Annotated in this window: 19 protein-coding genes, 2 tRNA genes and 3 rRNA genes; 20 read left to right on the top strand and 4 right to left on the bottom strand. The window is 40.0% G+C overall.

What is annotated here, in order from left to right:
* Positions 1 to 228: 228 nt before the first annotated feature.
* The 9 genes from KJS44_RS02875 (at position 229) to KJS44_RS02915 (ending at position 10,998) form a co-directional block, all read left to right on the top strand.
* Positions 229 to 1,443 (top strand): helix-turn-helix domain-containing protein, encoded by a 1,215-nt coding sequence (locus KJS44_RS02875; RefSeq protein ID WP_008689895.1) that lies wholly within the window; start codon positions 229 to 231, stop codon positions 1,441 to 1,443.
* Between the two features lie 570 nt (positions 1,444 to 2,013).
* A complete protein-coding gene (ltrA, locus tag KJS44_RS02880) occupies positions 2,014 to 3,333 on the top strand; it encodes a group II intron reverse transcriptase/maturase (RefSeq protein ID WP_213540199.1) in 1,320 nt (439 codons plus the stop codon).
* Between the two features lie 429 nt (positions 3,334 to 3,762).
* Positions 3,763 to 4,671, top strand: coding sequence for a permease-like cell division protein FtsX (gene ftsX, locus KJS44_RS02885; RefSeq protein ID WP_017144559.1), 909 nt, complete (start codon positions 3,763 to 3,765; stop codon positions 4,669 to 4,671).
* 215 nt (positions 4,672 to 4,886) lie between these two features.
* Positions 4,887 to 6,365 carry a murein hydrolase activator EnvC family protein gene (locus KJS44_RS02890; RefSeq protein ID WP_008689893.1) on the top strand — a complete coding sequence of 493 codons (1,479 nt, stop codon included), beginning with the start codon at positions 4,887 to 4,889 and terminating at the stop codon, positions 6,363 to 6,365.
* Positions 6,366 to 6,652: 287 nt separating this feature from the next.
* Positions 6,653 to 7,735 carry an A/G-specific adenine glycosylase gene (gene mutY, locus KJS44_RS02895; RefSeq protein WP_008689892.1) on the top strand — a complete coding sequence of 361 codons (1,083 nt, stop codon included), beginning with the start codon at positions 6,653 to 6,655 and terminating at the stop codon, positions 7,733 to 7,735.
* On the top strand, positions 7,732 to 8,319 hold the full coding sequence (locus tag KJS44_RS02900) for an NUDIX hydrolase (RefSeq protein ID WP_008689890.1): 588 nt from the start codon (positions 7,732 to 7,734) through the stop codon (positions 8,317 to 8,319). The genes mutY and KJS44_RS02900 overlap by 4 nt, the downstream gene beginning before the upstream one ends.
* A 733-nt stretch (positions 8,320 to 9,052) precedes the next feature.
* Positions 9,053 to 9,718, top strand: coding sequence for an N-acetylmannosamine-6-phosphate 2-epimerase (locus KJS44_RS02905; protein WP_008689888.1), 666 nt, complete (start codon positions 9,053 to 9,055; stop codon positions 9,716 to 9,718).
* A gap of 269 nt (positions 9,719 to 9,987) precedes the next feature.
* Positions 9,988 to 10,710: an aspartate kinase gene (locus KJS44_RS02910; RefSeq protein WP_008689887.1), complete on the top strand. Its 723-nt coding sequence runs from the start codon at positions 9,988 to 9,990 to the stop codon at positions 10,708 to 10,710.
* An 87-nt stretch (positions 10,711 to 10,797) separates the two neighbouring features.
* The gene (locus KJS44_RS02915) at positions 10,798 to 10,998 is read left to right on the top strand and encodes a hypothetical protein (protein ID WP_226897159.1); all 201 of its coding nucleotides are present in this window, start codon (positions 10,798 to 10,800) and stop codon (positions 10,996 to 10,998) included.
* An 84-nt stretch (positions 10,999 to 11,082) separates the two neighbouring features.
* On the opposite strand, the gene ltrA (KJS44_RS02920) is transcribed toward KJS44_RS02915, so the two are convergent.
* The gene (gene ltrA / locus KJS44_RS02920; protein ID WP_017144543.1) at positions 11,083 to 12,402 is read right to left on the bottom strand and encodes a group II intron reverse transcriptase/maturase; all 1,320 of its coding nucleotides are present in this window, start codon (positions 12,400 to 12,402) and stop codon (positions 11,083 to 11,085) included.
* A 1,306-nt stretch (positions 12,403 to 13,708) separates the two neighbouring features.
* Between ltrA (KJS44_RS02920) and KJS44_RS02925 the strand changes: the two genes are divergently transcribed.
* The 7 genes from KJS44_RS02925 to KJS44_RS02955 all read left to right on the top strand — a co-directional run bounded on the left by KJS44_RS02925 (position 13,709) and on the right by KJS44_RS02955 (position 17,881).
* Entirely contained in the window at positions 13,709 to 14,167 is a 459-nt protein-coding gene (locus KJS44_RS02925) for a GNAT family N-acetyltransferase (protein WP_008689884.1), read from the top strand.
* Between the two features lie 453 nt (positions 14,168 to 14,620).
* Entirely contained in the window at positions 14,621 to 15,607 is a 987-nt protein-coding gene (locus KJS44_RS02930; RefSeq protein WP_008689881.1) for a LolA family protein, read from the top strand.
* Positions 15,607 to 15,939: a type II toxin-antitoxin system PemK/MazF family toxin gene (locus tag KJS44_RS02935; protein WP_008689879.1), complete on the top strand. Its 333-nt coding sequence runs from the start codon at positions 15,607 to 15,609 to the stop codon at positions 15,937 to 15,939. Before KJS44_RS02930 ends, KJS44_RS02935 begins: the two co-directional genes overlap by 1 nt.
* A 209-nt stretch (positions 15,940 to 16,148) precedes the next feature.
* A tRNA-Asp gene (locus KJS44_RS02940) sits at positions 16,149 to 16,224 on the top strand.
* 5 nt (positions 16,225 to 16,229) lie between these two features.
* Positions 16,230 to 16,303 (top strand) — tRNA-Gly (locus KJS44_RS02945).
* A 337-nt stretch (positions 16,304 to 16,640) separates the two neighbouring features.
* On the top strand, positions 16,641 to 17,072 hold the full coding sequence (locus tag KJS44_RS02950) for a hypothetical protein (protein ID WP_008689877.1): 432 nt from the start codon (positions 16,641 to 16,643) through the stop codon (positions 17,070 to 17,072).
* The gene (locus KJS44_RS02955; RefSeq protein WP_008689875.1) at positions 17,042 to 17,881 is read left to right on the top strand and encodes an AAC(3) family N-acetyltransferase; all 840 of its coding nucleotides are present in this window, start codon (positions 17,042 to 17,044) and stop codon (positions 17,879 to 17,881) included. Before KJS44_RS02950 ends, KJS44_RS02955 begins: the two co-directional genes overlap by 31 nt.
* Here the strand turns inward: KJS44_RS02955 and KJS44_RS02960 are convergent.
* From KJS44_RS02960 to KJS44_RS02970, 3 genes are all read right to left on the bottom strand, one after another.
* Positions 17,848 to 18,297: a GAF domain-containing protein gene (locus KJS44_RS02960; RefSeq protein WP_438861552.1), complete on the bottom strand. Its 450-nt coding sequence runs from the start codon at positions 18,295 to 18,297 to the stop codon at positions 17,848 to 17,850. The two genes, KJS44_RS02955 and KJS44_RS02960, sit on opposite strands and share 34 nt — an antisense overlap.
* A gap of 245 nt (positions 18,298 to 18,542) precedes the next feature.
* Entirely contained in the window at positions 18,543 to 18,827 is a 285-nt protein-coding gene (locus KJS44_RS02965) for a spore coat protein (protein WP_017144562.1), read from the bottom strand.
* The gene (locus KJS44_RS02970) at positions 18,824 to 19,039 is read right to left on the bottom strand and encodes a hypothetical protein (RefSeq protein WP_008979731.1); all 216 of its coding nucleotides are present in this window, start codon (positions 19,037 to 19,039) and stop codon (positions 18,824 to 18,826) included. Before KJS44_RS02970 ends, KJS44_RS02965 begins: the two co-directional genes overlap by 4 nt.
* A gap of 104 nt (positions 19,040 to 19,143) precedes the next feature.
* Here KJS44_RS02970 and KJS44_RS02975 point away from each other — a divergent pair, with 104 nt between their 5' ends.
* From KJS44_RS02975 to rrf, 4 genes are all read left to right on the top strand, one after another.
* On the top strand, positions 19,144 to 19,686 hold the full coding sequence (locus KJS44_RS02975; RefSeq protein ID WP_008979732.1) for a DUF402 domain-containing protein: 543 nt from the start codon (positions 19,144 to 19,146) through the stop codon (positions 19,684 to 19,686).
* 357 nt (positions 19,687 to 20,043) lie between these two features.
* Positions 20,044 to 21,581, top strand: a 16S ribosomal RNA gene (locus KJS44_RS02980).
* Positions 21,582 to 21,796: 215 nt separating this feature from the next.
* A 23S ribosomal RNA gene (locus tag KJS44_RS02985) occupies positions 21,797 to 24,694 on the top strand.
* Between the two features lie 49 nt (positions 24,695 to 24,743).
* Positions 24,744 to 24,857: ribosomal RNA gene (gene rrf / locus KJS44_RS02990) — 5S ribosomal RNA — on the top strand.
* Together the 16S, 23S and 5S rRNA genes form the textbook arrangement of a ribosomal RNA operon.
* The last annotated feature ends 74 nt before the right edge of the window (positions 24,858 to 24,931 follow it).

Raw genomic sequence — 24,931 nt, forward strand, 5'->3', positions numbered from 1 at the left:
TTATACACGCGTGCAATATACGAGATGTGGGCTATCTTGGTTAGAAGATAAGGGGGATGACACCTGAATAGAAGCAGAGAAAAATTATCGTTATTACGGTCCTGTTTACATGCTTTTACATGAGCAAGAGATGTGGATCATTACGAATCGTATAGAAGTAGGAGAGTAGTATGAAAATAAATATCGTATATCAATCAGGTTATCCATTCATGATGTTGGAATAAGCATATGCAAATGGAATATATAGGAGCGTATCTGCGTTTTAAGCGAGAACAGCAGCATAAAGATGCAGGCGCACTTTGTCTGTCTTGTAACCTTACCCGCATGCAGCTGCATAGTATTGAACAAGGAAAAAGTGAAGCACATCCGAATACAATCAAGCGCATTTGCGACTATCTGAACATTGATTTTATAGCTTTATTTCAACATCAGGAAAAGTATCGGGAATTGTTGGAAGAATCCTTTATTGCATTGATTTATATGCGAAAGGATGAGCAACAGATGCTTATGCAAAAGATCGAAGCCTTACATTTTGAACATTCCATCTTATATCCGCAATATCTATTGATTCATCTGATGTATGTGGCTATTCATGAAGGTGCTGTAGAAAAGTATCAAAGCCTATTAAAACAATGCAGTTATTTTATTGACGTTCTAGAACCACGTCATCAATTTATCTATTATTTATATAAAGGATATTACCAAATGTTGTCAGGACAGTTAGAAGAATCTTTGCATACTTTATGCTTTGCGGATGGCTTATCGGTATTAGAACATCGTGAAATCTTATACAGTATGTATGGACGTTTGTATTACTATCGTAGAGAAATCGTATTAGCGATTGAATATTATAAAAAAGCATATGAGTTATTAGAAAAGAAATGGAATATCAATCGTCTGTTGGCTACGCAATGTGCTTTAGCTGCCTGCTATAATCGTATGAAGGAATATGATGTTGCCTTGCAGCGTCTAATGGATACGTTAAAGCTTGCAAAGCAGTATAAGAATACGGCCGTTATTGAGCGAACATATTATGAATTAGTGATGAATCGCTTTATGGTAAGAGATTATCACAGTGTCATACAATTAGGTGAGAAGGCTATAACGATACATCATCAGCCGCAATATCTTTATTTTTTAATATCCTATGCCAGTGTAAAAGAAAATGAGATGGAAAAAGCATATCTATGGCTAAAACAACGTTTAAAACAAGACACCAATGCTTTATTGCAGCAGCTATTGACTTATGTGTATCATATGGCACAGGGGACAAGTGTTTTACCTTATTTGGTAGAACTCATTCAGCAATTGGAAAAGAATCAAATGGATACCTGTGAGTTATATCGCTTTTTATTAGAAGATTTAGCAAATCTTTATCATGATGCCGGTTGCTATCAGAAGGAAAGTTATTGTCTTCGTAAATTGATGCAGATGGGCTATTAAACGACTTGGCGTCTTATAGGACGCCTTTTTTATGTGTGGCGGGCATGCCACATATCTAGGGTGAAAATCCCTCGGGGCGTAGTTATCGACGAACCCAAGAGCGACTTGCAAGTTTCATATCGTGAGGTATGGGAGAGAGGAAGCAATAGCGAAATCGTGGCTTAACGGACAGGAAGTCTGAACATTAAATTCAGACGGCTGATAATAAGGCGGCATTAGCGGATGAGATGGCATGAAGCATCAAAGTCCAAAAGATAACCGTAACCTAATGGCGTAAATCAGATAAGTAAACGAGGAAAGATATGTGACTTACCCCGCGAGGTCTCATTGACTCAGTAGGCGAGACGTAGAACGACGGGCAGTCGAGGAGTAGTAACAACGAACAATGAGAAGTCAGCAGAGGTCATATTAGGTAGAGATACTGAAGGACCGAACGTTTTAATCGCACGAGCAAAATGTATGTTTCTTACAATAATCAGACAAGGAAATGAGTGAAAACGTAAATGAGCAAATATCCAAAACACGTATGATGATTTGTAAGAAAGCGGAAAGGAAAGGAGTGCACAAAGTATGTCAGAACTATTAGAAAAGATACTGAACAGAGAAAATATGAACAAAGCCTATAAACGTGTAAAAGCGAATAAAGGAACAAGCGGAATTGATGAAATAACGATTGAGGACGCCTATGTTTATATAAAAGAAAACTGGGAAAGTATCAGAGCAGAAATCACAGAAAGGAAGTACAAACCACAGCCAGTAAAGCGAGTTGAAATACCAAAACCGAATGGAGGAACTAGAAATCTGGGGATACCAACGGTAATGGATAGAATCATCCAGCAGGCAATGGTACAAGTATTAAGCCCAATATGTGAAACGTTCTTTTCGGATTATAGTTATGGATTCAGACCAAATCGGAGTTGTGAGCAGGCCATAAATAAATTATTGGAATATATCAATGATGGATATGAATGGATAGTAGACATTGACTTAGAGAAATTCTTTGACAACGTGCCACAGGATAAATTGATGAGTTATGTACACATCATCATAAATGATGGAGATACAGAGTCGCTCATACGAAAATATCTTAAAGCAGGTATCATGATAAACGGAAAATATGAAAAGAGTGAAAAGGGAACACCACAGGGTGGAAACCTATCGCCATTATTAAGTAATATTATCCTAAATGAATTAGACAAAGAATTAGAAAGCAGAGGATTACACTTTACCAGATACGCAGACGACTGCGTGATAGCGGTAAAAAGTAGAGCCAGTGCGAACAGAGTGATGCATACAATCACAAAGTGGATTGAACACAAATTAGGACTGAAAGTAAATGCGACAAAAACGCATATTACAAGACCTAATAAATTAAAATATCTAGGCTTTGGATTTTATTATGATACCAAAGCTGAGAAATATTGTGCAAGACCACACGCAAGTTCCATACAACGATTTAAGAGGAAACTAAAACAGCTAACAATCAGAAAGAACACAATGGCTTTAAAAGAAAGAATAAGACGACTGAACCAAGTAATACGAGGATGGATAAACTACTATTCCATATGTAATATGAAAACACATATGACAAGGATAGATGAACATCTTCGTACAAGACTACGAGTAATCATATGGAAACAGTGGAAAGTACCCAGCAAGCGACAGTGGGGATTACAAAAACTTGGGATTAGAAAAGATAGAGCAAGACAGACATCGTATATGGGAGACCATTATCAATGGGTAGTAACCAAAACATGTGTGGTAAGAGCAATATCAAAAGAAAAACTAGCCCAAAAAGGACTAGTCAGTTGTTTAGATTACTATATAGAGAGACACGCTTTGAAATTAAAACGAACCGCCGTATACGGAACCGTACGTACGGTGGTGTGAGAGGGTGATTTATTTCACCCTACTCGATTTAAGGAGAAGAGCTGCGTTGATTAAAACAAAGAAAAGTTTATGTACTTACATGGGGAAGTGATTAGATAGATCGTTGTTGATGGAATTCACGGATTCATTAGGGAACTCTTATGTTAGCTTTGTATTGGATAAAACACTTATATGGTGGTTTTAGAAGTATAGGATGTTTTATCTGAATGAAGAAATTAGATAGCATTAAAAATTGTTTTGTTACGCTTGTATGCAATGCTACTTGTAAAATGTAGCATCCTACTTGTGAAAACTTCCTTTCCCTTAAAGTACAAACAACGTCTCACCTTTTTTATATCCAATTATTTCATGCACAGCGCTTTTTCTTTACAATTTTTCTATGGTACGTTATCATATAAGTGCAAGTTAACTTTACAAAGAGATGAAACTATGAAAAAACTATACCGATATATTAAATTCCATATAAAAACCGCATGTAAAAATATAACAAGACATTTTGGACTGGCCATGTCCGCAGCTTTTTCGATGACTATCACGTTGCTGCTGATTGCCGTCTTTTTATTGCTGACAAGTAATTTGTCCAATATCACATATCATATTGAAGATGCTTTGACAATTCGTGCGACGATTGATAATGTCGTGACGGATCAGGAGAAAACCGCGTTACAGAAAAAGATTGAAAAGCTTCCACATGTAACAAGTGTGAAACTATCCAGTGGTGATGAAGAATTAGCAGCTTATAAAAAAGAATATGAAAGCAATGACAGTCTGTTCAGCATGTATGAAGGAAAGACCAATCCTATTCTAGATGCTTTTATTATTGAGGTGAAAGATGCGAATAATGTCAAGAAGCTCAATGCACAGATACATGATATGAAAGGTATCGTAAAGGCGAGCTATGGCGGTGAAGAGACGGATGCCATGATACAAACTTTTTCTTCAATGCGTACCGGCAGTTTTCTGTTTATTATCTTTCTAACTTTGGTAGCAATGTTTTTAATCGCGAATAAGATTAAAATGTCTATTTATACAAGAAAGTCAGAAATTGCCATTATGCGATTTGTCGGTGCCAGTAACTGGTGCATTCGCTTTCCTATGATGCTAGAGGGTATTTTAATCGGTTTGGCAGGAGCAATCGTGCCAGCCATCGTAACTGTAGTAGGATATCATTATGTCTATTTAATGCTTGATGGCAGAATGATGAGTGAGATGTTTCGTTTACAGCCAAGTGAGCCGTTGAGCTTACAGGTTGCAGGTATTCTTTTGCTTATTGGCATGGGAGTTGGCTTATTTGGAAGCTTCTTCTCTACAAGCCGTTATCTGCGTTGGAAACGTTAAACATACGTGAAGATATTTTCATGTTAATATGATAAAAGTAAATAGCAAATCTTTATTTGATTTGTTTATTTATAACTCCATCACGTATTTGCCTACATGCTTATTTGACAGAAATATGCTTACGTAATAAATGATCGTATGTTATCGATGCTGATATAAATTAAATGCTTATCGACCTTAACATTTACTTCGTGATAAAAAGAGGAGGATTTGATATGAAGAGAAAAATTTTAATGATTGTTGCATGTCTGTTCATGGTCGTAATGGCTTCTTGTCCCCTAGAGGCGGAAAGTTTTGCAGGCCGTGAAGCGGAAATGAATAAAAAATGTGCATATATTACCGATAAAGCAACGCAGCAAGAATGTATTGCTTATAAAGAATATTTGCAGCAGAAAAGCAAAAATCTATCCTCAGAGATTGATGGTATTAAAAAACAGCTGAGTAATGTAAAAGGAAGCATGGAATCCATTGGAGAGAAGCTACGAAGCAATCATAAACAGGTTGCCAAGATCAATGCGGAAATGGCCAGTGTGGAAAACGCCATTGCTAAAACGGAAGCATCCATTGCCAAGATGAATGTGAAAATTAAAGAAAAAACGGAAGATATTCAAGAACGTGACAAGATGATGCGTGAACGCCTGATTGAGATGCAGCCTTATATTGGCAGTAATAACTTTATAGACTTTTTGATGGGGGCAGACAGCTTTGCTGATTTACTGCGTCGTTCAGAGATTCTTGGACAGCTGAATTCCTATGAATCTGATCAGATCAAAACATTAAATAAAGAAAAAGCGAAATTGAAGGAAGATAAAGAAGTAGTCCAACAGCAAAAGGAATTGCTGAAAGTGCAGGAGCAAGGATTAAAGGACCAGAAGGAAAAAGCGGAAGCCATAAAGGAAGTTAATGAAAAATTAATGAGCGCATATCGTAAACAGGAAGAGCAACTGCTGGATCAGAAAATCAAGACGCAGATGGCGCAGATGAGTATCCCAAAGGTAGATACTTCTTTGGCTGCACAATTTGATGATGAAACAAGCGATAAACCGGATAAGGATAAAAATGATGGTTCTAACGACCATAACGGGGACTCCCAAGATAATAATCAAGGCAATAATGGAAATGGGAACGGAAACGGCGTAAAACCAAGTACAGGATTTATCACACCAATTCAAGGGAATTGGCATTATTCAGCTGGTACATGGGCATATGCGGATGGCAGTGTACATAGAGGAATGGATTTTGGAACATATCAAGCACAGGGCTTGCGTGTTGTTGCCCCTGCCAGTGGTATCGTTATTTGGACATATGGTGGTTGTCCATCTCCATCCGGTGATAATTTTGGCAGTTATTGTGGTGTGCCGGCTACCGCAGGAAATAACTTAACCATGCTGACCAGAGTTGATGGTGTGGTTTATGCTTTCTCCTTTTATCATCTCTCAGGTACTGCTGTATCTAGCGGAACTGCGGTTGCCCAGGGGCAGACGATTGCCTATACAGGAAACAGTGGCAATAGTACCGGGCCACACTGTCATGTGGAAATGATTCGCGTTGGAAATATGAGTTTGAGTGATGCTTTGAATAAGTTTAACAATAGTGGGGATTTAAGCTTTGGCGTTGGTTGGTACGCTGATCCACATGCTTGTTCCAGCTATGGTTCACCATGTCGTTTACGTCCGGAAAATTATTTCTTATAAGATCAAGTGATTATCTGTACACCATAAGGACAGGTATTTATGGTAAAAGAGTGAGCAGATCATGCGTTTGTGCAAGGCACTAAATGGCATGGAAACAAGATAGAAAAACATGCAAGGTGAATACCGGGTTATTCATTTACTGCAAGAACTGGTTTTAAAATTGTAAGATCTTTGTTTTATATGAACTACGATTATATACAATAGCTATAAAAGAAAAAGACGCCTTATTCAGATGACAGCAAAAGAATGCTGCTTTATCAAGAAGGGGTCTTTTTCTTTGTGATTTCATGAAGAAATGTTATAATACAACCATGAAAGAAAAACATGATAAACAACATTTGGTACAAGCATTATTGGAATGGTATGATGCCAATGCACGCATATTGCCATGGCGGAGTGAACCTACGCCTTATCGAGTGTGGGTAAGTGAAATCATGCTGCAGCAGACACGTGTCGAGGCAGTAAAACCATATTTTGAACGCTTTGTAAATGCATTGCCTGATGTGCATGCACTAGCAAATGCCGATGATGATGAATTACATAAGCTCTGGGAGGGGCTGGGATATTACAATCGCGTAAAGAATATGAAAAAATGCGCACAATACTGTGTGAAACACTATGCCGGTTCATTGCCTAATTCCTATGAATTATTAAAACAACTGCCCGGTATCGGAGATTATACTGCCGGAGCGATTGCCAGTATCGCTTTTCATCTTCCATATCCAGCGGTTGATGGAAATGTATTGCGTGTATTTTCCCGCCTTCTTGTCAGTGAAGATGATATCTTAAAAGAACGTACAAAGAAAAAGTTTCAAAATATTATAAAAGAGTATATTCCTATAGAGCGATGTGATGCCTTTACACAGGCATTGATGGAAATCGGTGCATTGATTTGTGTGCCCAACGCCATGCCTCGCTGTAATATTTGCCCATTAGCAGAAGACTGTATCGGTTATCAAAGCCATCAGGCACAGCGCCTGCCCATAAAAGAGAAAAAGAAAGCACGGCGGATTGAGAAGAAAACGATTTTAGTCGTTGTCCATCAAAAGGAAGTGCTGCTGCAGCAACGCGCTGAGGATAGACTGTTAGCAGGGCTTTATGAATTCATCACGTTAGATGGGGAGCGAGAAGAGGAAGAAGTTATGGCTTTTCTCGGTCATGAACGTATACATAAAATCATCAAACTGCGCTCGGCAAAACATATATTCTCACATGTGGAATGGCATATGCAAGGATATTTACTAGAGGTAAAGGAAAAATTGGATGGCTTATGGTGTACACAGCAAGCGTTGGAACAGCAATATGCGATACCAACTGCTTTTAAGGCATATAAAGATGCTTTATATACATGGTGGAGGACGCAAGAATGAAGACATTATTAGAGGAAGTGAAAGGATTTGATCCTTATAACGAACAGGAAGAAGCAGATAAAGAATTATTGATGACTTATCTGACGATGTTTGATGATATATTTTACCGAGAAAATTTAATGGCTCATATGACAAGCTCTCCCTGGATCGTGAATCAGGATATGAGCAAGGTATTGATGATTTATCATAATATCTATGATTCCTGGGGATGGTGCGGCGGCCATTGTGATGGGGATGAAGATACTTTGCATGTCGCTTTAAAAGAAGGAATGGAAGAAACGGGGTTAACTAAGCTTACACCTTTAAGTGAACATATTATGGCTATTGATATTCTACCTGTACCGCCCCATAAAAAACGTGGTAAGTTTGTTAGTTCGCATGTACATCTTAATGTGACTTATGCCTGTGTGGCAGATGAAACCGAAAATTTACACATCAAAGCGGATGAAAATAGTGGTGTTCGATGGATACCTGTAGAAGAAATTGATACTTGGGTAAGAGAAGAAGATATGAAACCGGTGTATCACAAATTGGTAGAAAAGACGAAAGTTTTGGCAGAACAGAAAACAGAAGTCAGTTTGTAGGATTAAATACAACATGTAATCATGTTTTAATAAAAAAGGTGGATGAATGAAGTTATCGGCATTGCTACAAAGACTTTACAAAATAGAAAGAATAAGCGATAAGGCACTTGCCGTTGATTCAGTGAGGATACTGATTCAGTGAGGGTTCTAGAAATAACAAGAGACATTATAGAAAAACATGCTGAAAAAGGCTATTTTAAAACACATGTTATGAGGTGTGATACATATGCTTTATTTCACATGGCAAATTATACAAATTTAGGAGATTACGAATGAATAAATTGGGGGGTTATTTTTATTTCTTTTCCATTTCTAGTTTTACAAATAAGAAAATGCAGAGGAAGTAAAGAGAAAATTTGTATTATTTCTCATTTGTACGATACCAGTTCCGGTAGTTGCTTTCCTACTTCTTTTACTTGGTCTTAAAACATTTATGTCAGTATCATAAAAGCTATACCATAAAAGAAGTGTGCTATGGATAGAAATAAGTTTAGCAAACGTTATTCAGAAAGTGTTTTTTAATTTATCAGGATATACCGCATGCATGTTTGCATGTCTTGATAAAGTATAGGACATTGAAAGAAAAGACAGTTAGAAATTGCCTGTTTACATGGCTTAAAAAAACGGCAAAAAATTTTTATGAGAATTCGATAATCTCGTAGAAAAAAGGAAGACGAAAAAAGAATTTTGAAGTATAATGAAACTGTAATAAGAGAAAGGACAGGTTTTAATTATGCTGGAAAAAATTAAAGGCGGTTTAGTAGTATCTTGTCAGGCGTTGCCTGATGAACCACTGCATTCTTCTTTCATTATGGGAAGGATGGCGCTGGCAGCAAAACAGGGAGGTGCTGTCGGTATTCGTGCACAAAGTAAGGAAGATATCATGGAGATAAAGAAAACAGTTGATCTTCCTGTTATTGGCATCGTAAAACGTAATTATCCGGACAGCGATATTTACATTACACCGACAAAAAAGGAAATTGATGAATTGTTGGAAACGAAGTGTGAGATGATCGCATTGGATGCGACATTGCGTGATCGTCCAAATGGAGAAAAACTGGAAGATCTAGTTGCCTATATTCATGAAAACGGAGTACTGGCTATGGCGGATTGTTCAACCTTTGAAGAATGTGTCAATGCTGAAAAAATTGGCTTTGACTGCGTATCCACAACGTTATGTGGCTACACTCCGTATTCTGTTTTAGTGGATGGGCCAAATATTCCTTTATTGAAAAAACTAGTAGCTGAATTGCACACCCCAATTTTAGCTGAAGGCAAGATCAATACACCGGAAGACCTTGCAGCCGTTTATGAAGCTGGCGTTCACAGTGCGGTTGTAGGCGGTGCTATTACGCGTCCGAAACAGATAACAGAACGTTTTGTAAAAGTCTTAAAGTAAAAAGCTGAAAACGATACCTGGAAGGAAGTAGAAAAGTCATGACTCTTTCGTGTACTAAATGCTGCTTCCTTTTTATGTTGGTTTAAAAACTTTATGATATTGGTTAGGACACTTTATTTCAATGGAATACGAAAAATCTTTTCTGTGATAAGAAAGCTTGTTCGTTTTAAGACAGGACTTCTATTTGTATCATCCTTTTCTAAAGTAGGCACATGACCATGCAAATCTTTATGCTGTGACATATGGTATAAGGAATGCGAGGGGTAGTTATGAATCTGAAAGTAATGAAATTTGGTGGAACATCCCTGCGCAGTGAGGCCACACGCAAATATGTATACCGCCATATTTTAGAATATCAGAAGACACATAAAATCGTGCTGGTGGTATCTGCCATGGGCCGTTATCCGGATGCGTACGCAACGGATACTTTATTAAGTCTTGGGAGCGAATATCTCAGTAAAGAAGAAAAAGCAAGACTTGTTTCCATGGGAGAGCAGCTATCCACGCTAAAGGTGTGCAGCGAATTATTAGATATGGGGATTCATGCGCATGCCCTTTCTTTTTTTGAAGCAGGAATTTTCAGTGATGATCATTATGATTATGCTAAAGTTTTACGTTTGGATGGCACAAAGGTTAAGCAAGCACTTGCTAACTATGATGTAGTAGTCGTAGGTGGCTTTATCTCTATGACTCCACAAGGACATATTACAACATTGGGACGTGGAGGCAGTGATTACAGTGCTGTGCTGTTTGCCGATATGCTGGATCTGAAAGAAGTGGATATTTATACCGATGTAGATGGTGTCTACGACAATGATCCCAAGCTAAACAGCTATGCGATAAAATATGATAAATTGACTTATGATGAAATGCTCAATATGAAGTCACGCGTATTGCATGATCGCAGTGTAGAGTATGCAAAAGAACATGGTATTCGTATTTATCTTAAGGGAACCTTCTCTGGTAGTCAGGGTACGGTCATAGATGCCTAATTCAATTATCACGATTTCTTAAATATTTCTGAACGGCGCAAAATATAGCATATCTTTTTATGAAATATGCTATAATACGATATAGAGGTGAGCGAGTTGAAAAATATCCTGCTGGTAAAAAATCTGAATAGTGAAGAAAGTGCTAAACGCATTGATGCAGCACTTGCGGAAACGCGGGTGGATTATGAAGTGAATATCGAAAAACAATGTGTGGTTGTCATGGGAAACAGTGACATGGTGGCCGTCGCAAGAAAGGTTTTAAACGACCTGGGATTTATGATTTTATAAAAGGCAAATGTTGCCTTTTTTTCTTGTGCTACAAGCGTTTGGATATGTCAAAAGTAATCGAGTAGGGTGAAATAAATCACCCTCTCACACCACCGTACGTACGGTTCCGTATACGGCGGTTCGTTTTAATTTCAAAGCGTGTCTCTCTATATAGTAATCTAAACAACTGACTAGTCCTTTTTGGGCTAGTTTTTCTTTTGATATTGCTCTTACCACACATGTTTTGGTTACGACCCATTGATAATGGTCTCCCATATACGATGTCTGTCTTGCTCTATCTTTTCTAATCCCAAGTTTTTGTAATCCCCACTGTCGCTTGCTGGGTACTTTCCACTGTTTCCATATAATTACTCGCAGTCTTGTACGAAGATGTTCATCTATCCTTGTCATATGTGTTTTCATATTACATATGGAATAATAGTTTATCCATCCTCGTATTACTTGGTTCAGTTGTCTTATCCTTTCATTTAAAGCCATTGTGTTCTTTCTGATTGTTAGCTGTTTCAGTTTCCTCTTAAATCGTTGTATGGAACTTGCGTGTGGTCTTGCACAATATTTCTTATCTTTTGTATCATAATAAAATCCAAAGCCTAGATATTTTAATTTGTTAGGTCTTGTGATATGCGTCTTTGTCGCATTCACTTTCAGTCCCAATTTGTGTTCAATCCACTTTGTGATTGTATGCATCACTCTGTTCGCACTGGCTCTACTTTTTACCGCTATCACGCAGTCGTCTGCGTATCTGGTAAAGTGTAATCCTCTGCTTTCTAATTCTTTGTCTAATTCATTTAGGATAATATTACTTAATAATGGCGATAGGTTTCCACCCTGTGGTGTTCCCTTTTCACTCTTTTCATATTTTCCGTTTATCATGATACCTGCTTTAAGATATTTTCGTATGAGCGACTCTGTATCTCCATCATTTATGATGATGTGTACATAACTCATCAATTTATCCTGTGGCACGTTGTCAAAGAATTTCTCTAAGTCAATGTCTACTATCCATTCATATCCATCATTGATATATTCCAATAATTTATTTATGGCCTGCTCACAACTCCGATTTGGTCTGAATCCATAACTATAATCCGAAAAGAACGTTTCACATATTGGGCTTAATACTTGTACCATTGCCTGCTGGATGATTCTATCCATTACCGTTGGTATCCCCAGATTTCTAGTTCCTCCATTCGGTTTTGGTATTTCAACTCGCTTTACTGGCTGTGGTTTGTACTTCCTTTCTGTGATTTCTGCTCTGATACTTTCCCAGTTTTCTTTTATATAAACATAGGCGTCCTCAATCGTTATTTCATCAATTCCGCTTGTTCCTTTATTCGCTTTTACACGTTTATAGGCTTTGTTCATATTTTCTCTGTTCAGTATCTTTTCTAATAGTTCTGACATACTTTGTGCACTCCTTTCCTTTCCGCTTTCTTACAAATCATCATACGTGTTTTGGATATTTGCTCATTTACGTTTTCACTCATATCCTTGTCTGATTATTGTAAGAAACATACATTTTGCTCGTGCGATTAAAACGTTCGGTCCTTCAGTATCTCTACCTAATATGACCTCTGCTGACTTCTCATTGTTCGTTGTTACTACTCCTCGACTGCCCGTCGTTCTACGTCTCGCCTACTGAGTCAATGAGACCTCGCGGGGTAAGTCACATATCTTTCCTCGTTTACTTATCTGATTTACGCCATTAGGTTACGGTTATCTTTTGGACTTTGATGCTTCATGCCATCTCATCCGCTAATGCCGCCTTATTATCAGCCGTCTGAATTTAATGTTCAGACTTCCTGTCCGTTAAGCCACGATTTCGCTATTGCTTCCTCTCTCCCATACCTCACGATATGAAACTTGCAAGTCGCTCTTGGGTTCGTCGATAACTACGCCCCGAGGGATTTTCACCCTAGATATGTGGCATGCCCGCCACACATAAAAAACAGATTTGCTTATTAAACAAATCTGTTTCACAGTATCTGAATATGCAAAGGTAGTTAATAAACATTAAGTTAATCCTGCAGGTTAGTTCCAATTAAAGCATATTTTATATACTATGCACCGTCGTATGCAGTTTCTTACATACGGTGATAAGAAGTCGAAAACTTGTTTCCTCCTATGCGATTGTATATCGAATTTATAATAAATTCTCTTTCCTGTGGATTATCGTGTTTCCTCTTTCATATCAAAAACTTTAATGGAAAACGATATATATTAATAAAACCATAAGTAAAAAGAAGAATCTATCAATCACTTGAGAAATCGTTGATAATAAATAGAAAATTCTTAGTTTTAGCTTAACTTCCATTTGTTTTTGCATAATTTTAATGGCTACAAGTATGCCAGCCATGACCTCTATCTAATTGAAAAAGTCTTTGTGGGTTTTGATTGCTTAATGAATGATAAGTATTATCAGTGATGGTAATGAAATTTGTTCAATAGTTTTTTTATAAAGTTTATATGTTATCGTTTTCGATATGTTTCTTTCTTCTTTTATGTTTAAGATAGAACCATTCTATGGTATCATATTCTCTAGATTATCAAATAATCCTAGCAAGTCTTTCCGATATAATGCATTACATATGTGATGGTGGTATGGTTGTTTTTTGATTTGATTATGGAATATTAAAATCAAGGAGATAAAATTCAAAGAGATAAAAGAGATAATAAAAAGGCTAAACAGTGAAAAAGAAAGGAAAAACACATGGAAATTCAAGTAGTATATGAGCATAACTTCGCGGATGCTAAAATCGTTCGTCAAGAAGTATTTGTAGAAGAACAAGGGTTCATGATGGAATTTGATGAAATTGACAATCATGCCATTCATGTGACTTTATATCTAGATAAAGTCTTAGCAGGCTGTGCACGGATGTATGCGGATATAGAAAAAGATGTTATGCGTATCGGGCGGATAGCCTTACGCAAGCCATATCGTAAACAAGGATTTGGCAAGGTACTTGTCGAAAGCTGTGAAGCGTATGGCAAAAAACACAAAGCAAAAGCCTTTGTGCTGGATGCGCAATGTCGTATGCTAGGTTTTTATGAAAGACTTAATTATCAGGTAGATGGAGAAATCCATATGGATGAACATGTCCCACATGTACAAATGCGAAAGACGTTAAAAGACGAACAATCGCATGAAGAGTTTGATTTCAACACATAAATATAAAACAATGGTAATAGCAGGTTTTGATATACCTTGTAGCATATGGAGAAAACAAAAAGATGAATAAAAATTGATCTTCTTGTGATAACATTATGAACATAAAACAGTATTTAAAAACCTAAATTTATCGCACATGCAAATGAGGATAATATAACGATCAATCTTCGCGGCGAAACAAAAGGATATTAAGAAAGCCACATAAGCCGGCAAGAAAGGCATACAAACTCTCTATCCAGGGACTATACGAGAGGATATCGGTAAAGGTATGCAGATGAAATAAAACGGAAAACGCGTATTGAAGACAAATAAAAATAGAAAGGGCCAGAACTAGTTTCTGGTATTTTTTCATGTTGATCACCTGTTTCTACTCTATGAAAAGCCAAAGGAAATATGAATGAAATTCCTATGCGACGCATAAATTAGGATGAGCAGGAAGGGAGCAGATGCAGCATGAAAACAAAAATCATCGCTGGTATCGGTATTGCGATACTAGCAGTCGCACTCATCTTTACCATGAAACCAAAATCCTTCAGTGATGAATTTGCGCAGACCATGAAGGATATGGACTCTTACATCTTACAAGGAAATATGGAAATCACAAAAGGTGAGGATGTGAAAGCCTATGCGTTGGAAGTTGGCTATGAGAAAGGTGAAAAAGATTATTTTAAGGTTTCTTTAACAGATAAGGAACTGAATCAGGAACAAATCATACTACGCAACGACGCAGGCGTCTTCGTTGTGACCCCAAGCTTAAATCAAGTGTTTAAATTTGAAGGTGATTGGCCGATGAATTCACCAAAGCCATACTTATTGCAATCAATAGCGGACATCGTCAAACAAGAAAATGCCACAATAAAAAAGCAGAAGGATGGAACACTGGTAAGTGCTAAGGTTAGCTATCCCAATAATAAAAACTTTGATCATGAGGATATCATGTTTGATAAAAATGCCAAACTTAAGTGGCTTCAAATTTATAATAAAGATAATACCTCTGAATTAAAAATTGTCTTTACGAAATGTGAATATGATGCCAAGATCAAAAAGGATTATTTCAAAGCACCTGCCGTTATAGAAAAGAAGGCGAGTGCCAGCGTCATCAGTGAACAGGATTTACCACTATATCCGGTACAGGTATTTTCATCGGAACTGAAAAGTGCCAATCAGATGAAGGTTAATGGGGAAGTGAAACATGTTTTAGAGTATCATGGTGATAAAAATTTTACCGTTGTCGAAACCAAAAAAGAGGTGCCTAAAGATACACAAACGGTCATCATGCCGGGAGAGATGATTGATGCAATGGATGTTGTGGGATTTTATGATGGAAATCATATGAGTGTGGTATATGATGGTGTAGAGTTCTCCGTATTCTCCGATGAGTTGGGTCCGGAAGAAATGATGGAGGTTATCAACAGCATGCAGGTGGCTGTGATGAAATAATGATCAAACGGGGAGATGTATATTATGCAGATCTGTCACCTGTCATTGGCAGTGAACAAGGTGGGGTACGGCCGGTAGTGGTCGTGCAGAACGATAAGGGAAATCGTTATTCTAAAACAATCATCATTGCGCCGATTTCAAAAAAGATGTCAAAACCGCCAATTCCTACACATGTGATTTTCAGTGATGATTCATTAAGCTATGTGTCCATGATCTTATGTGAACAGCTGCGGACGATAGATAAGAAACGATTGGGGCAGTGGATTTGTACATTAGATGATAAAACAATTGAAAAAATAAATAAAGCAATACGTGTAAGTCTGGCATTATAGGGAGTGTGAAGGCACTCCCTTATGATATGAAAACGGCACTGTTGATGAAGATGGAAGGTATGACGATGATGATGAAGAGGGGAATTTTCACATGATATATAAAACATTAAAAAAATTAAAAAAATTTAAAAAAGCTGTTGACAGAAAAAAAATCAGATGGTATTATATACGGGCACTGGCGGTAACAAAGCTGTCAGTTAAATATACAAGGTCCAGTGGTGTAGTGGTTAACATGCCTCCCTGTCACGGAGGAGATCGTGGGTTCGAGTCCCATCTGGACCGCCATTTTTGCAGATGTAGTTCAATGGTAGAACACAGCCTTGCCAAGGCTGATACGGGGGTTCAATTCCCCTCATCTGCTCCATTAATAACTACGTACTCTCATGAAAATGAGAGTTTTTTTATGCTTATTTATGAAAGATGAGGGGAATTTTTGTGGTCCAGATGGGTTTTAGGGCGTGTTTGGTCTATTTTTGTTGGGAGGCATGCTGTAATCAACGTGTTTTTTTATGTGGTTGATTAAGAAAGTATGAATTATATGGCGCTGCTATGTCAGCACGAACCCCCGTCATAAGCAAATAGCTGTAACCATCGTTCTAGGATAAGATTTATTGCGAAATATCATTTTTTTAGATTAAATGCGTAGAACTGGCGAATTCTGTGCTAAAATAAAAACAGCATCATCAAAAGGGGGCAGGAATATGAAAAAAGTAATATTCGTCATGCTGATTGTATGTCTGTTAGCTGCTTGCTCACCATCATCAAAAAAAGGGCCTATCGAAGTGAGTGCAGCGGAGGTTCTTGAGAAATTAAGTGACGAAAGACAGAATTCATTTCTATTATATGTGATAAGCGATGACTGTTACTCCTGTGATGAATATCAAAAGGTCATAGAGGAAATAGAAAAACAACAGCCGTTTGAAGTGTATTATCTGCATATAAACCTAAAGGAAAAGGATGCAGATGTAAAGAAGATGTTAGATGAATTAAAAGTTACGACCGGTGTTTTGCGCCAGTTACCAACAACCTATTATTTTTATCAGGGGACGTTGCAGGCCGAAAACAGGAAAGAAGGATATTTAGAAAAGAAGGATCTGATAGCATGGCTGAAAAATTTACATATATTACATTAGATGAAGAACCGGAAACGGTTGTATCTACCAAAGAAGATATTTGTGCGCAATTAGAATCTTTGGGTATACAACGTGGTATGGTGATTTTGGTCCAGGCGGATATGAAAAAATTAGGTTATCTCATAGGTGGTGAACAGATGCTGATTGAGGCATTGATGGAAACAGTTGGCTATGAAGGGACTATCGTTATGCCGACTTTTACACCACAGATGGCTGATCCAGCCTGCCAAAAGAAACACATTGCCCGTATGTATTGGGAGGATGTGCGTCAGCATGCCTTGCCCTTTGATAAAAAATTAAGCGCACCCGAAAAAGCAGATGCGCTCATTTATCAGTTTTTACGCAATGAAGGCGTAGTTCGTTCATATCATCCATTATATAGCTTTGCGGCTTGGGGAAAATATGCCAAAATATTATGTGATAAGCATCCTTTGCACTTTGGTTTAAATCAGGATTCACCATTAGGTAAAGTATCTGAATTTAATGGTTATGTCGTACTTTTGGGCTGTGATTACAATGACTGTGTCATGTTTCAATTAGCCCGCTATCATGGAGAACAGCTTCCTATTAAACTTATCAGTGCTCCGATTGAAAATAATTCACGTGTACAGTGGAAAGATATGCTAGAACTTGATTTCACGAAACAGGACATGGGAGAAATCGGTGAAATCATGGAAGACAAGAGTGTCGTAAGAACGACTTACATAGGTACGGCAAAGTGTCGTTTCTTCTCTAGCAGAGAAGCTGTCACCTTAGCAAGCTCCTATTTTCATATTCATAATGATGAAATAAGTATGTTAGAAAATTGATTAAGCATGTCTTCATCTTCCTGCGTGAAGCGAGAAGGTGAATAAGAGTCAATATCCAAAACACCCAGTAGGGTGTTTTCTTTTACTAAGGGGATTACTATTTCAGAATTACTTGCACTGTCACAGGCGATATGGCCGCTAAATTGATGAACATCATCTACACGCAGAATCTTGCGTTTTACAGCTGCAGTTCCACATACTCCTTTTCCCATTGGGATATGCATGCAGGCGACTTTCCCCTGAAAAGGGCCAAGTACCAATTCATCATGTTTATATAAATAAAATCCAGCCCAGCTAATATCGGGTAAGTATTGATATAATAAAGCAGCTGCATTTGCCATATTGGCAATTTCATCATGTTCATCCATTAATAAGCCACGCAGACTCGTTAATAAGGTTTCATATTCATTGTTCATCATTATACTACCTCCATGACAGTATCGTATCACATTTTTCATAAAGCGGAAATGAAAAAAGCATGTTCTGTGCAAGATGATGGATAGCTAAAAAGATAACTCAGGATAAGTGCGTAATACTGCTTAATAAATGGCTGTATCATTGGATTTTATCTTCATCATAAAAAAGTATATGTTTGTATCTTTATTCATACTTCTTATCTATAGAGGCCCCCAGAAAATGGGGCATAGAAAAAAGATAAGCTCTATTCACAGAGCTCATCTTCCATTTTACTAAATTTTGTATAGGCTTTTGAGATGTTCTTCTCAGAATCTGAGGTCATCTTATACCAGCCTTGTTCTTTCATCATTTCATAAACCTTGCGCTGTTGAGCAGAAAGATCTTGATATAGCGTATCTACTTCTTTAAAAAGTTCTTCATTACTTGCTTCCTGTGAAAAAGTGTTGTATTCACTCTTCATATGTTTCAAGGTTACTAACAGGTTGGTCGCAATCTCTTTATCGCTGTAATTATTAGTTGATCCACTCATTCTTTTACCTCCTTTTGCAAAAGTTCTACCATTGTATGATAATGTTTAGCAAGATTCGTATTGACCTCCTCAAAGCAGGTTTTCACTTCTTCATTTTGAATCATTGTGACATCATTGGTAATTCTTTTGTTTAAGACAAAGGTCTGATCCAGCAGGTCTTCTAAATATAAGACATCTTTAGGTGTTAACATAGCATCACACGCATGAAACATTGCTCATGCTTCTCCTTTCATTTCTAGTATGGGAAGAGATTGAAAATGTATTCTATGATTTTTTATGATATTTTGCTATAATAAAAAAACGTTAGGAGGCAGACATGGAATTACAAGAAAATCAATATGTATATATTCAAAGTTATAAACATGATGGCAGTCTGCATCGGACATGGGCAATGGGATACGTGCTTGAGGCAAATGAAAAACGTATCGTTGCTGTCACGAATCGTACTTTGGTAAGTGAATCAGACGGTCGTAAGTGGGTGACCAGAGAACCGGCAATCTGCTTTTTCTATCCAGATAAATGGTATAATGTCATTTGCATGATTCGTAAAACCGGCATTCATTATTATTGCAATCTAGCATCGCCTAGTATTTATGATGGTGAGGCAATTAAGAATATTGATTATGATTTGGATGTGAAGGTATCGCCAACAGGAAAAACGATGTTGTTAGATGAGGATGAATATGAACAACATGCAAGGGAAATGGCATACAGCAAAGCGTTGGATCGTGCAATTCATAAAGGACTGGATCGTTTGATGGTGGATATTCGATTGCGGAATTCGCCTTTTGAACATCATGAAATTAATGCATTGTATGAGCGATATTTGGCATGTATGGAGTTGGAGAAGAAGCAGTGATTTCAAAAATGTAGTAAAACTGTGAACGGATAAGTATAGGTGACTTGTTGTAACGCAGCAATAACGTAACTGATATTATATAGATGACGTATGTGATGCAGGTGGTGGATGCTTGATCTTGCATTAAAAACTTGAAAGAATTAGGTAAAATAAAAACAGCAATATAAAAAAATGAAAAAACTAAAAATTATCGTTGACATCGAAAATAAAGTGTTGTATTATATACGAGCGCTAAGCGAAAGCGAAGTGCAAATCGGTCTTTGAAAACTGAACAGGAAACGTCAATTTCAATGAAAAAGAGAAGAAATTCTCGGATAAACAAATAAGAAAAACGTTAGTAAACGTTTTGAGCTAAATCAAATGGAGAGTTTGATCCTGGCTCAGGATGAACGCTGGCGGCATGCCTAATACATGCAAGTCGAACGAAGTCTTTAGGAAGCTTGCTTCCAAAGAGACTTAGTGGCGAACGGGTGAGTAACACGTAGGTAACCTGCCCATGTGCCCGGGATAACTGCTGGAAACGGTAGCTAAAACCGGATAGGTATGAGGGAGGCATCTTCCTCATATTAAAGCACCTTCGGGTGTGAACATGGATGGACCTGCGGCGCATTAGCTGGTTGGTGAGGTAACGGCCCACCAAGGCGATGATGCGTAGCCGACCTGAGAGGGTGAACGGCCACATTGGGACTGAGACACGGCCCAAACTCCTACGGGAGGCAGCAGTAGGGAATTTTCGTCAATGGGGGGAACCCTGAACGAGCAATGCCGCGTGTGTGAAGAAGGTCTTCGGATCGTAAAGCACTGTTGTAAGTGAAGAATGCCATATAGAGGAAATGCTATGTGGGTGACGGTAGCTTACCAGAAAGCCACGGCTAACTACGTGCCAGCAGCCGCGGTAATACGTAGGTGGCAAGCGTTATCCGGAATCATTGGGCGTAAAGGGTGCGTAGGTGGCACGATAAGTCTGAAGTAAAAGGCAACAGCTCAACTGTTGTATGCTTTGGAAACTGTCGAGCTAGAGTGCAGAAGAGGGCGATGGAATTCCATGTGTAGCGGTAAAATGCGTAGATATATGGAGGAACACCAGTGGCGAAGGCGGTCGCCTGGTCTGTAACTGACACTGATGCACGAAAGCGTGGGGAGCAAATAGGATTAGATACCCTAGTAGTCCACGCCGTAAACGATGAGAACTAAGTGTTGGAGAGATTCAGTGCTGCAGTTAACGCAATAAGTTCTCCGCCTGGGGAGTATGCACGCAAGTGTGAAACTCAAAGGAATTGACGGGGGCCCGCACAAGCGGTGGAGTATGTGGTTTAATTCGAAGCAACGCGAAGAACCTTACCAGGCCTTGACATGGATATAAATGTTCTAGAGATAGAAAGATAGCTATATATCACACAGGTGGTGCATGGTTGTCGTCAGCTCGTGTCGTGAGATGTTGGGTTAAGTCCCGCAACGAGCGCAACCCTTGTCTTCTGTTACCAGCATTAGGTTGGGGACTCAGGAGAGACTGCCGGTGACAAACCGGAGGAAGGTGGGGATGACGTCAAATCATCATGCCCCTTATGGCCTGGGCTACACACGTACTACAATGGCGCCTACAAAGAGCAGCGACACCGCGAGGTGGAGCGAATCTCATAAAGGGCGTCTCAGTTCGGATTGAAGTCTGCAACTCGACTTCATGAAGTCGGAATCGCTAGTAATCGCAGATCAGCATGCTGCGGTGAATACGTTCTCGGGCCTTGTACACACCGCCCGTCAAACCATGGGAGTTGGTAATACCCGAAGCCGGTGGCATAACCGCAAGGAGTGAGCCGTCGAAGGTAGGACCGATGACTGGGGTTAAGTCGTAACAAGGTATCCCTACGGGAACGTGGGGATGGATCACCTCCTTTCTAAGGAGAAAGTACAAAGAAGCAGATATTTCCTGTTCGGTTTTGGAAGACCGAAAGAATCTTCCAAGAGAAGTCGATCTTTGAAAACTGAATAACAGAAAAGACATAACAGAAGGTCTATAACGTAAAAGTTGTAAACAAAATAGATATTCACGAGTATAAAGTTAAACAAACAGTAATACTCAAGCAAACCGAAAGCAAAAACACGAAGAAGTGATTAAGTAAGTAAGGGCGTACGGTGGATGCCTAGGCACTTGAAACTGAAGAAGGACGCAACAAACGGCGAAACGCGACGGGGAGTGGTACGTACACAAAGATCCGTCGATATCCGAATGGGGAAACCCGTCATCTGTAATAGGATGGCATCCATGGATGAATCCATAGTCCATGAGAGAGGTACCCGGAGAACTGAAACATCTAAGTACCCGGAGGAAAAGAAAACAAAAGTGATTTCCTGAGTAGCGGCGAGCGAAAGGGAAGGAGCCCAAACCATCTCTAGAGATGGGGTTGTAGGACCACGATATGGCAAGAGGATTGTTAGGAGAACGGCATTGAAAGGCCGACCGTAGGGGGTGCAAGTCCCGTATCCGAAAACGATGTGAAGCCTAGTGGGATCCTGAGTACGGCGAGACACGAGAAATCTTGTCGGAAGCAGGCGGGACCATCCGTCAAGGCTAAATATAAACAAGTGACCGATAGCGAACCAGTACCGTGAGGGAAAGGTGAAAAGAACCGCGGGAGCGGAGTGAAAGAGAACCTGAAACCGTATGCCTACAAGAAGTCAGAGCCCGTTAAAGGGTGATGGCGTGCCTTTTGTAGAATGAACCGGCGAGTTATGTTATCGTGCGAGGTTAAGCAGGAGATGCGGAGCCGAAGCGAAAGCGAGTCTTAATAGGGCGAGAGTACGATGACATAGACCCGAAACCGTGTGATCTAGCCATGACCAGGTTGAAGTTCAGGTGAAACTGAATGGAGGACCGAACCGACCCCCGTTGAAAAGTTGGCGGATGAGTTGTGGCTAGGGGAGAAATTCCAATCGAACACGGATATAGCTGGTTCTCCCCGAAATAGCTTTAGGGCTAGCGTCGAGGCTTAGTCATGTGGAGGTAGAGCACTGAATGTACGATGGCCCCATCCCGGGGTACTGAGTATAATCAAACTCCGAATGCCATAAGATATGCCCGGCAGTCAGACCGTGGGTGATAAGGTCCATGGTCAAAAGGGAAACAGCCCAGACCGCCAGTTAAGGTCCCAAAATGCATGCTGAGTGGAAAAGGATGTGGGGATGCACAGACAACTAGGAGGTTGGCTCAGAAGCAGCCACCCTTCAAAGAGTGCGTAACAGCTCACTAGTCGAGTGACCCTGCGCCGAAAATGTACCGGGGCTAAGCATGCTACCGAAGCTGCGGATTTGTAGGAATACAAGTGGTAGGGGAGCGTTCTATGCAGCGTAGAAGCCATATCGTGAGGAGTGGTGGAGCGCATAGAAGTGAGAATGCCGGTGTGAGTAGCGAGATGTAGGTGAGAATCCTACACACCGATAGCCCAAGGATTCCAGGGGAAGGTTCGTCCGCCCTGGGTAAGTCGGGACCTAACGCGAGGCCGAAAGGCGTAGTGGATGGAAAACAGGCAGATATTCCTGTACCCGCGATGGAAATGAAGGAATGACGGAGAAGGTAAGTATGACCCACTAAATGGATTGTGGGCGAAGCGTATAGCAGGATGGCAGTGAAATGCGTCATCAGGATGTAAAGCGTGAAAGGTAAGGGAACGCCCAAGGGCAAGTACCGAAGCATATGTAGCCAGCTTCCAGGAAAAGTTTCTAGTATATTCCATAGCGGCCCGTACCAAAACCGACACAGGTGGGCAAGGAGAGGATCCTGAGGTGAGCGAGAGAACTGTTGCCAAGGAACTCGGCAAAATGACTCCGTAAGTTAGCGAGAAGGAGTGCTTATGAAAGTAAGCCGCAGTGAAGAGGCCCAAGCGACTGTTTAACTAAAACACAGCTCTCTGCAAAGTCGCAAGACGAAGTATAGGGGGTGACGCCTGCCCGGTGCTGGAAGGTTAAGAGGATTTGTCAGTAGCGATACGAAGCAATGAATTGAAGCCCCAGTGAACGGCGGCCGTAACTATAACGGTCCTAAGGTAGCGAAATTCCTTGTCAGGTAAGTTCTGACCCGCACGAAAGGCGTAACGATTTGGGCGCTGTCTCGGCAGCAGACTCGGTGAAATCTTAGTACCTGTGAAAATGCAGGTTACCCGCAACTAGACGGAAAGACCCCATGGAGCTTTACTGCAGCCTGATATTGAGTTTCGATCAGAGATGTACAGGATAGGTGGGAGACAAAGAGACATGCACGCCAGTGTATGAGGAGTCGCTGTTGGGATACCACTCTTGTCTGATTGGAATTCTAACCTGCATCCCTAAGCGGGATGAGGGACCGTGTCAGGTGGGCAGTTTGACTGGGGCGGTCGCCTCCCAAAGAGTAACGGAGGCGCCCAAAGGTACGCTCAGATTGGATGGAAATCAATCGACGAGTGCAAATGCAGAAGCGTGCTTGACTGCGAGACAAACAGGTCGAGCAGGGACGAAAGTCGGGATTAGTGATCCGGCGGTGCCGAATGGAAGGGCCGTCGCTCAACGGATAAAAGCTACCCTGGGGATAACAGGCTGATCTCGCCCAAGAGTTCACATCGACGGCGAGGTTTGGCACCTCGATGTCGGCTCATCGCATCCTGGAGCTGAATTCGGTTCCAAGGGTTGGGCTGTCCGCCCATTAAAGCGGTACGCGAGCTGGGTTCAGAACGTCGTGAGACAGTTCGGTCCCTATCTGTTGTGGGCGAAGGAGATTTGAGGAGAGCTGTCCTTAGTACGAGAGGACCGGGATGGACCTACCGCTGGTGCACCGGTTGTTCCGCCAGGAGCATAGCCGGGTAGCTAAGTAGGGAAGGGATAAGCGCTGAAAGCATCTAAGCGCGAAGCCTACTCCAAGATGAGATCTCCCATTCGCAAGAAGTAAGACCCCTTGAAGACGACGAGGTAGATAGGTCAGGGATGGAAGCATAGCGATATGTGAAGTTGACTGATACTAATAGGTCGAGGACTTAATCACAAGAAATGTTTGGACTGTTATTCAGTTTTGAGGGAGAGACCTCAAGCGATCTGGTGATGAAAGCGAAGTGGACACACCTGTACTCATCCCGAACACAGAAGTTAAGCACTTCAGCGGCGACAATAGCTGGACGAGCTCCAGTAAAGATAGCACGTTGCCAGGTAGGAAGACCTGTTCTGAGAAGGACAGGTTTTTTTCTATATAGAGATAGAAAGCCAAACACATTCCTTATGGACA

Source organism: Longicatena caecimuris (assembly GCF_018406465.1).
Taxonomy (GTDB): Bacteria; Bacillota_I; Bacilli_A; order Erysipelotrichales; family Erysipelotrichaceae; genus Longicatena; species Longicatena caecimuris.

Bases quoted from the DNA above. Each gene is read 5' to 3' on its own strand.
- KJS44_RS02875 (WP_008689895.1), top strand. From the start codon at position 229: ATGCAAATGGAATATATAGGAGCGTATCTGCGTTTTAAGCGAGAACAG.
- ltrA (WP_213540199.1), top strand. From the start codon at position 2,014: ATGTCAGAACTATTAGAAAAGATACTGAACAGAGAAAATATGAACAAA.
- ftsX (WP_017144559.1), top strand. From the start codon at position 3,763: ATGAAAAAACTATACCGATATATTAAATTCCATATAAAAACCGCATGT.
- KJS44_RS02890 (WP_008689893.1), top strand. From the start codon at position 4,887: ATGAAGAGAAAAATTTTAATGATTGTTGCATGTCTGTTCATGGTCGTA.
- mutY (WP_008689892.1), top strand. From the start codon at position 6,653: ATGAAGAAATGTTATAATACAACCATGAAAGAAAAACATGATAAACAA.
- KJS44_RS02900 (WP_008689890.1), top strand. From the start codon at position 7,732: ATGAAGACATTATTAGAGGAAGTGAAAGGATTTGATCCTTATAACGAA.
- KJS44_RS02905 (WP_008689888.1), top strand. From the start codon at position 9,053: ATGCTGGAAAAAATTAAAGGCGGTTTAGTAGTATCTTGTCAGGCGTTG.
- KJS44_RS02910 (WP_008689887.1), top strand. From the start codon at position 9,988: ATGAATCTGAAAGTAATGAAATTTGGTGGAACATCCCTGCGCAGTGAG.
- ltrA (WP_017144543.1), bottom strand. From the start codon at position 12,402: ATGTCAGAACTATTAGAAAAGATACTGAACAGAGAAAATATGAACAAA.
- KJS44_RS02925 (WP_008689884.1), top strand. From the start codon at position 13,709: ATGGAAATTCAAGTAGTATATGAGCATAACTTCGCGGATGCTAAAATC.
- KJS44_RS02930 (WP_008689881.1), top strand. From the start codon at position 14,621: ATGAAAACAAAAATCATCGCTGGTATCGGTATTGCGATACTAGCAGTC.
- KJS44_RS02935 (WP_008689879.1), top strand. From the start codon at position 15,607: ATGATCAAACGGGGAGATGTATATTATGCAGATCTGTCACCTGTCATT.
- KJS44_RS02950 (WP_008689877.1), top strand. From the start codon at position 16,641: ATGAAAAAAGTAATATTCGTCATGCTGATTGTATGTCTGTTAGCTGCT.
- KJS44_RS02955 (WP_008689875.1), top strand. From the start codon at position 17,042: ATGGCTGAAAAATTTACATATATTACATTAGATGAAGAACCGGAAACG.
- KJS44_RS02960 (WP_438861552.1), bottom strand. From the start codon at position 18,297: ATGAACAATGAATATGAAACCTTATTAACGAGTCTGCGTGGCTTATTA.
- KJS44_RS02965 (WP_017144562.1), bottom strand. From the start codon at position 18,827: ATGAGTGGATCAACTAATAATTACAGCGATAAAGAGATTGCGACCAAC.
- KJS44_RS02970 (WP_008979731.1), bottom strand. From the start codon at position 19,039: ATGTTTCATGCGTGTGATGCTATGTTAACACCTAAAGATGTCTTATAT.
- KJS44_RS02975 (WP_008979732.1), top strand. From the start codon at position 19,144: ATGGAATTACAAGAAAATCAATATGTATATATTCAAAGTTATAAACAT.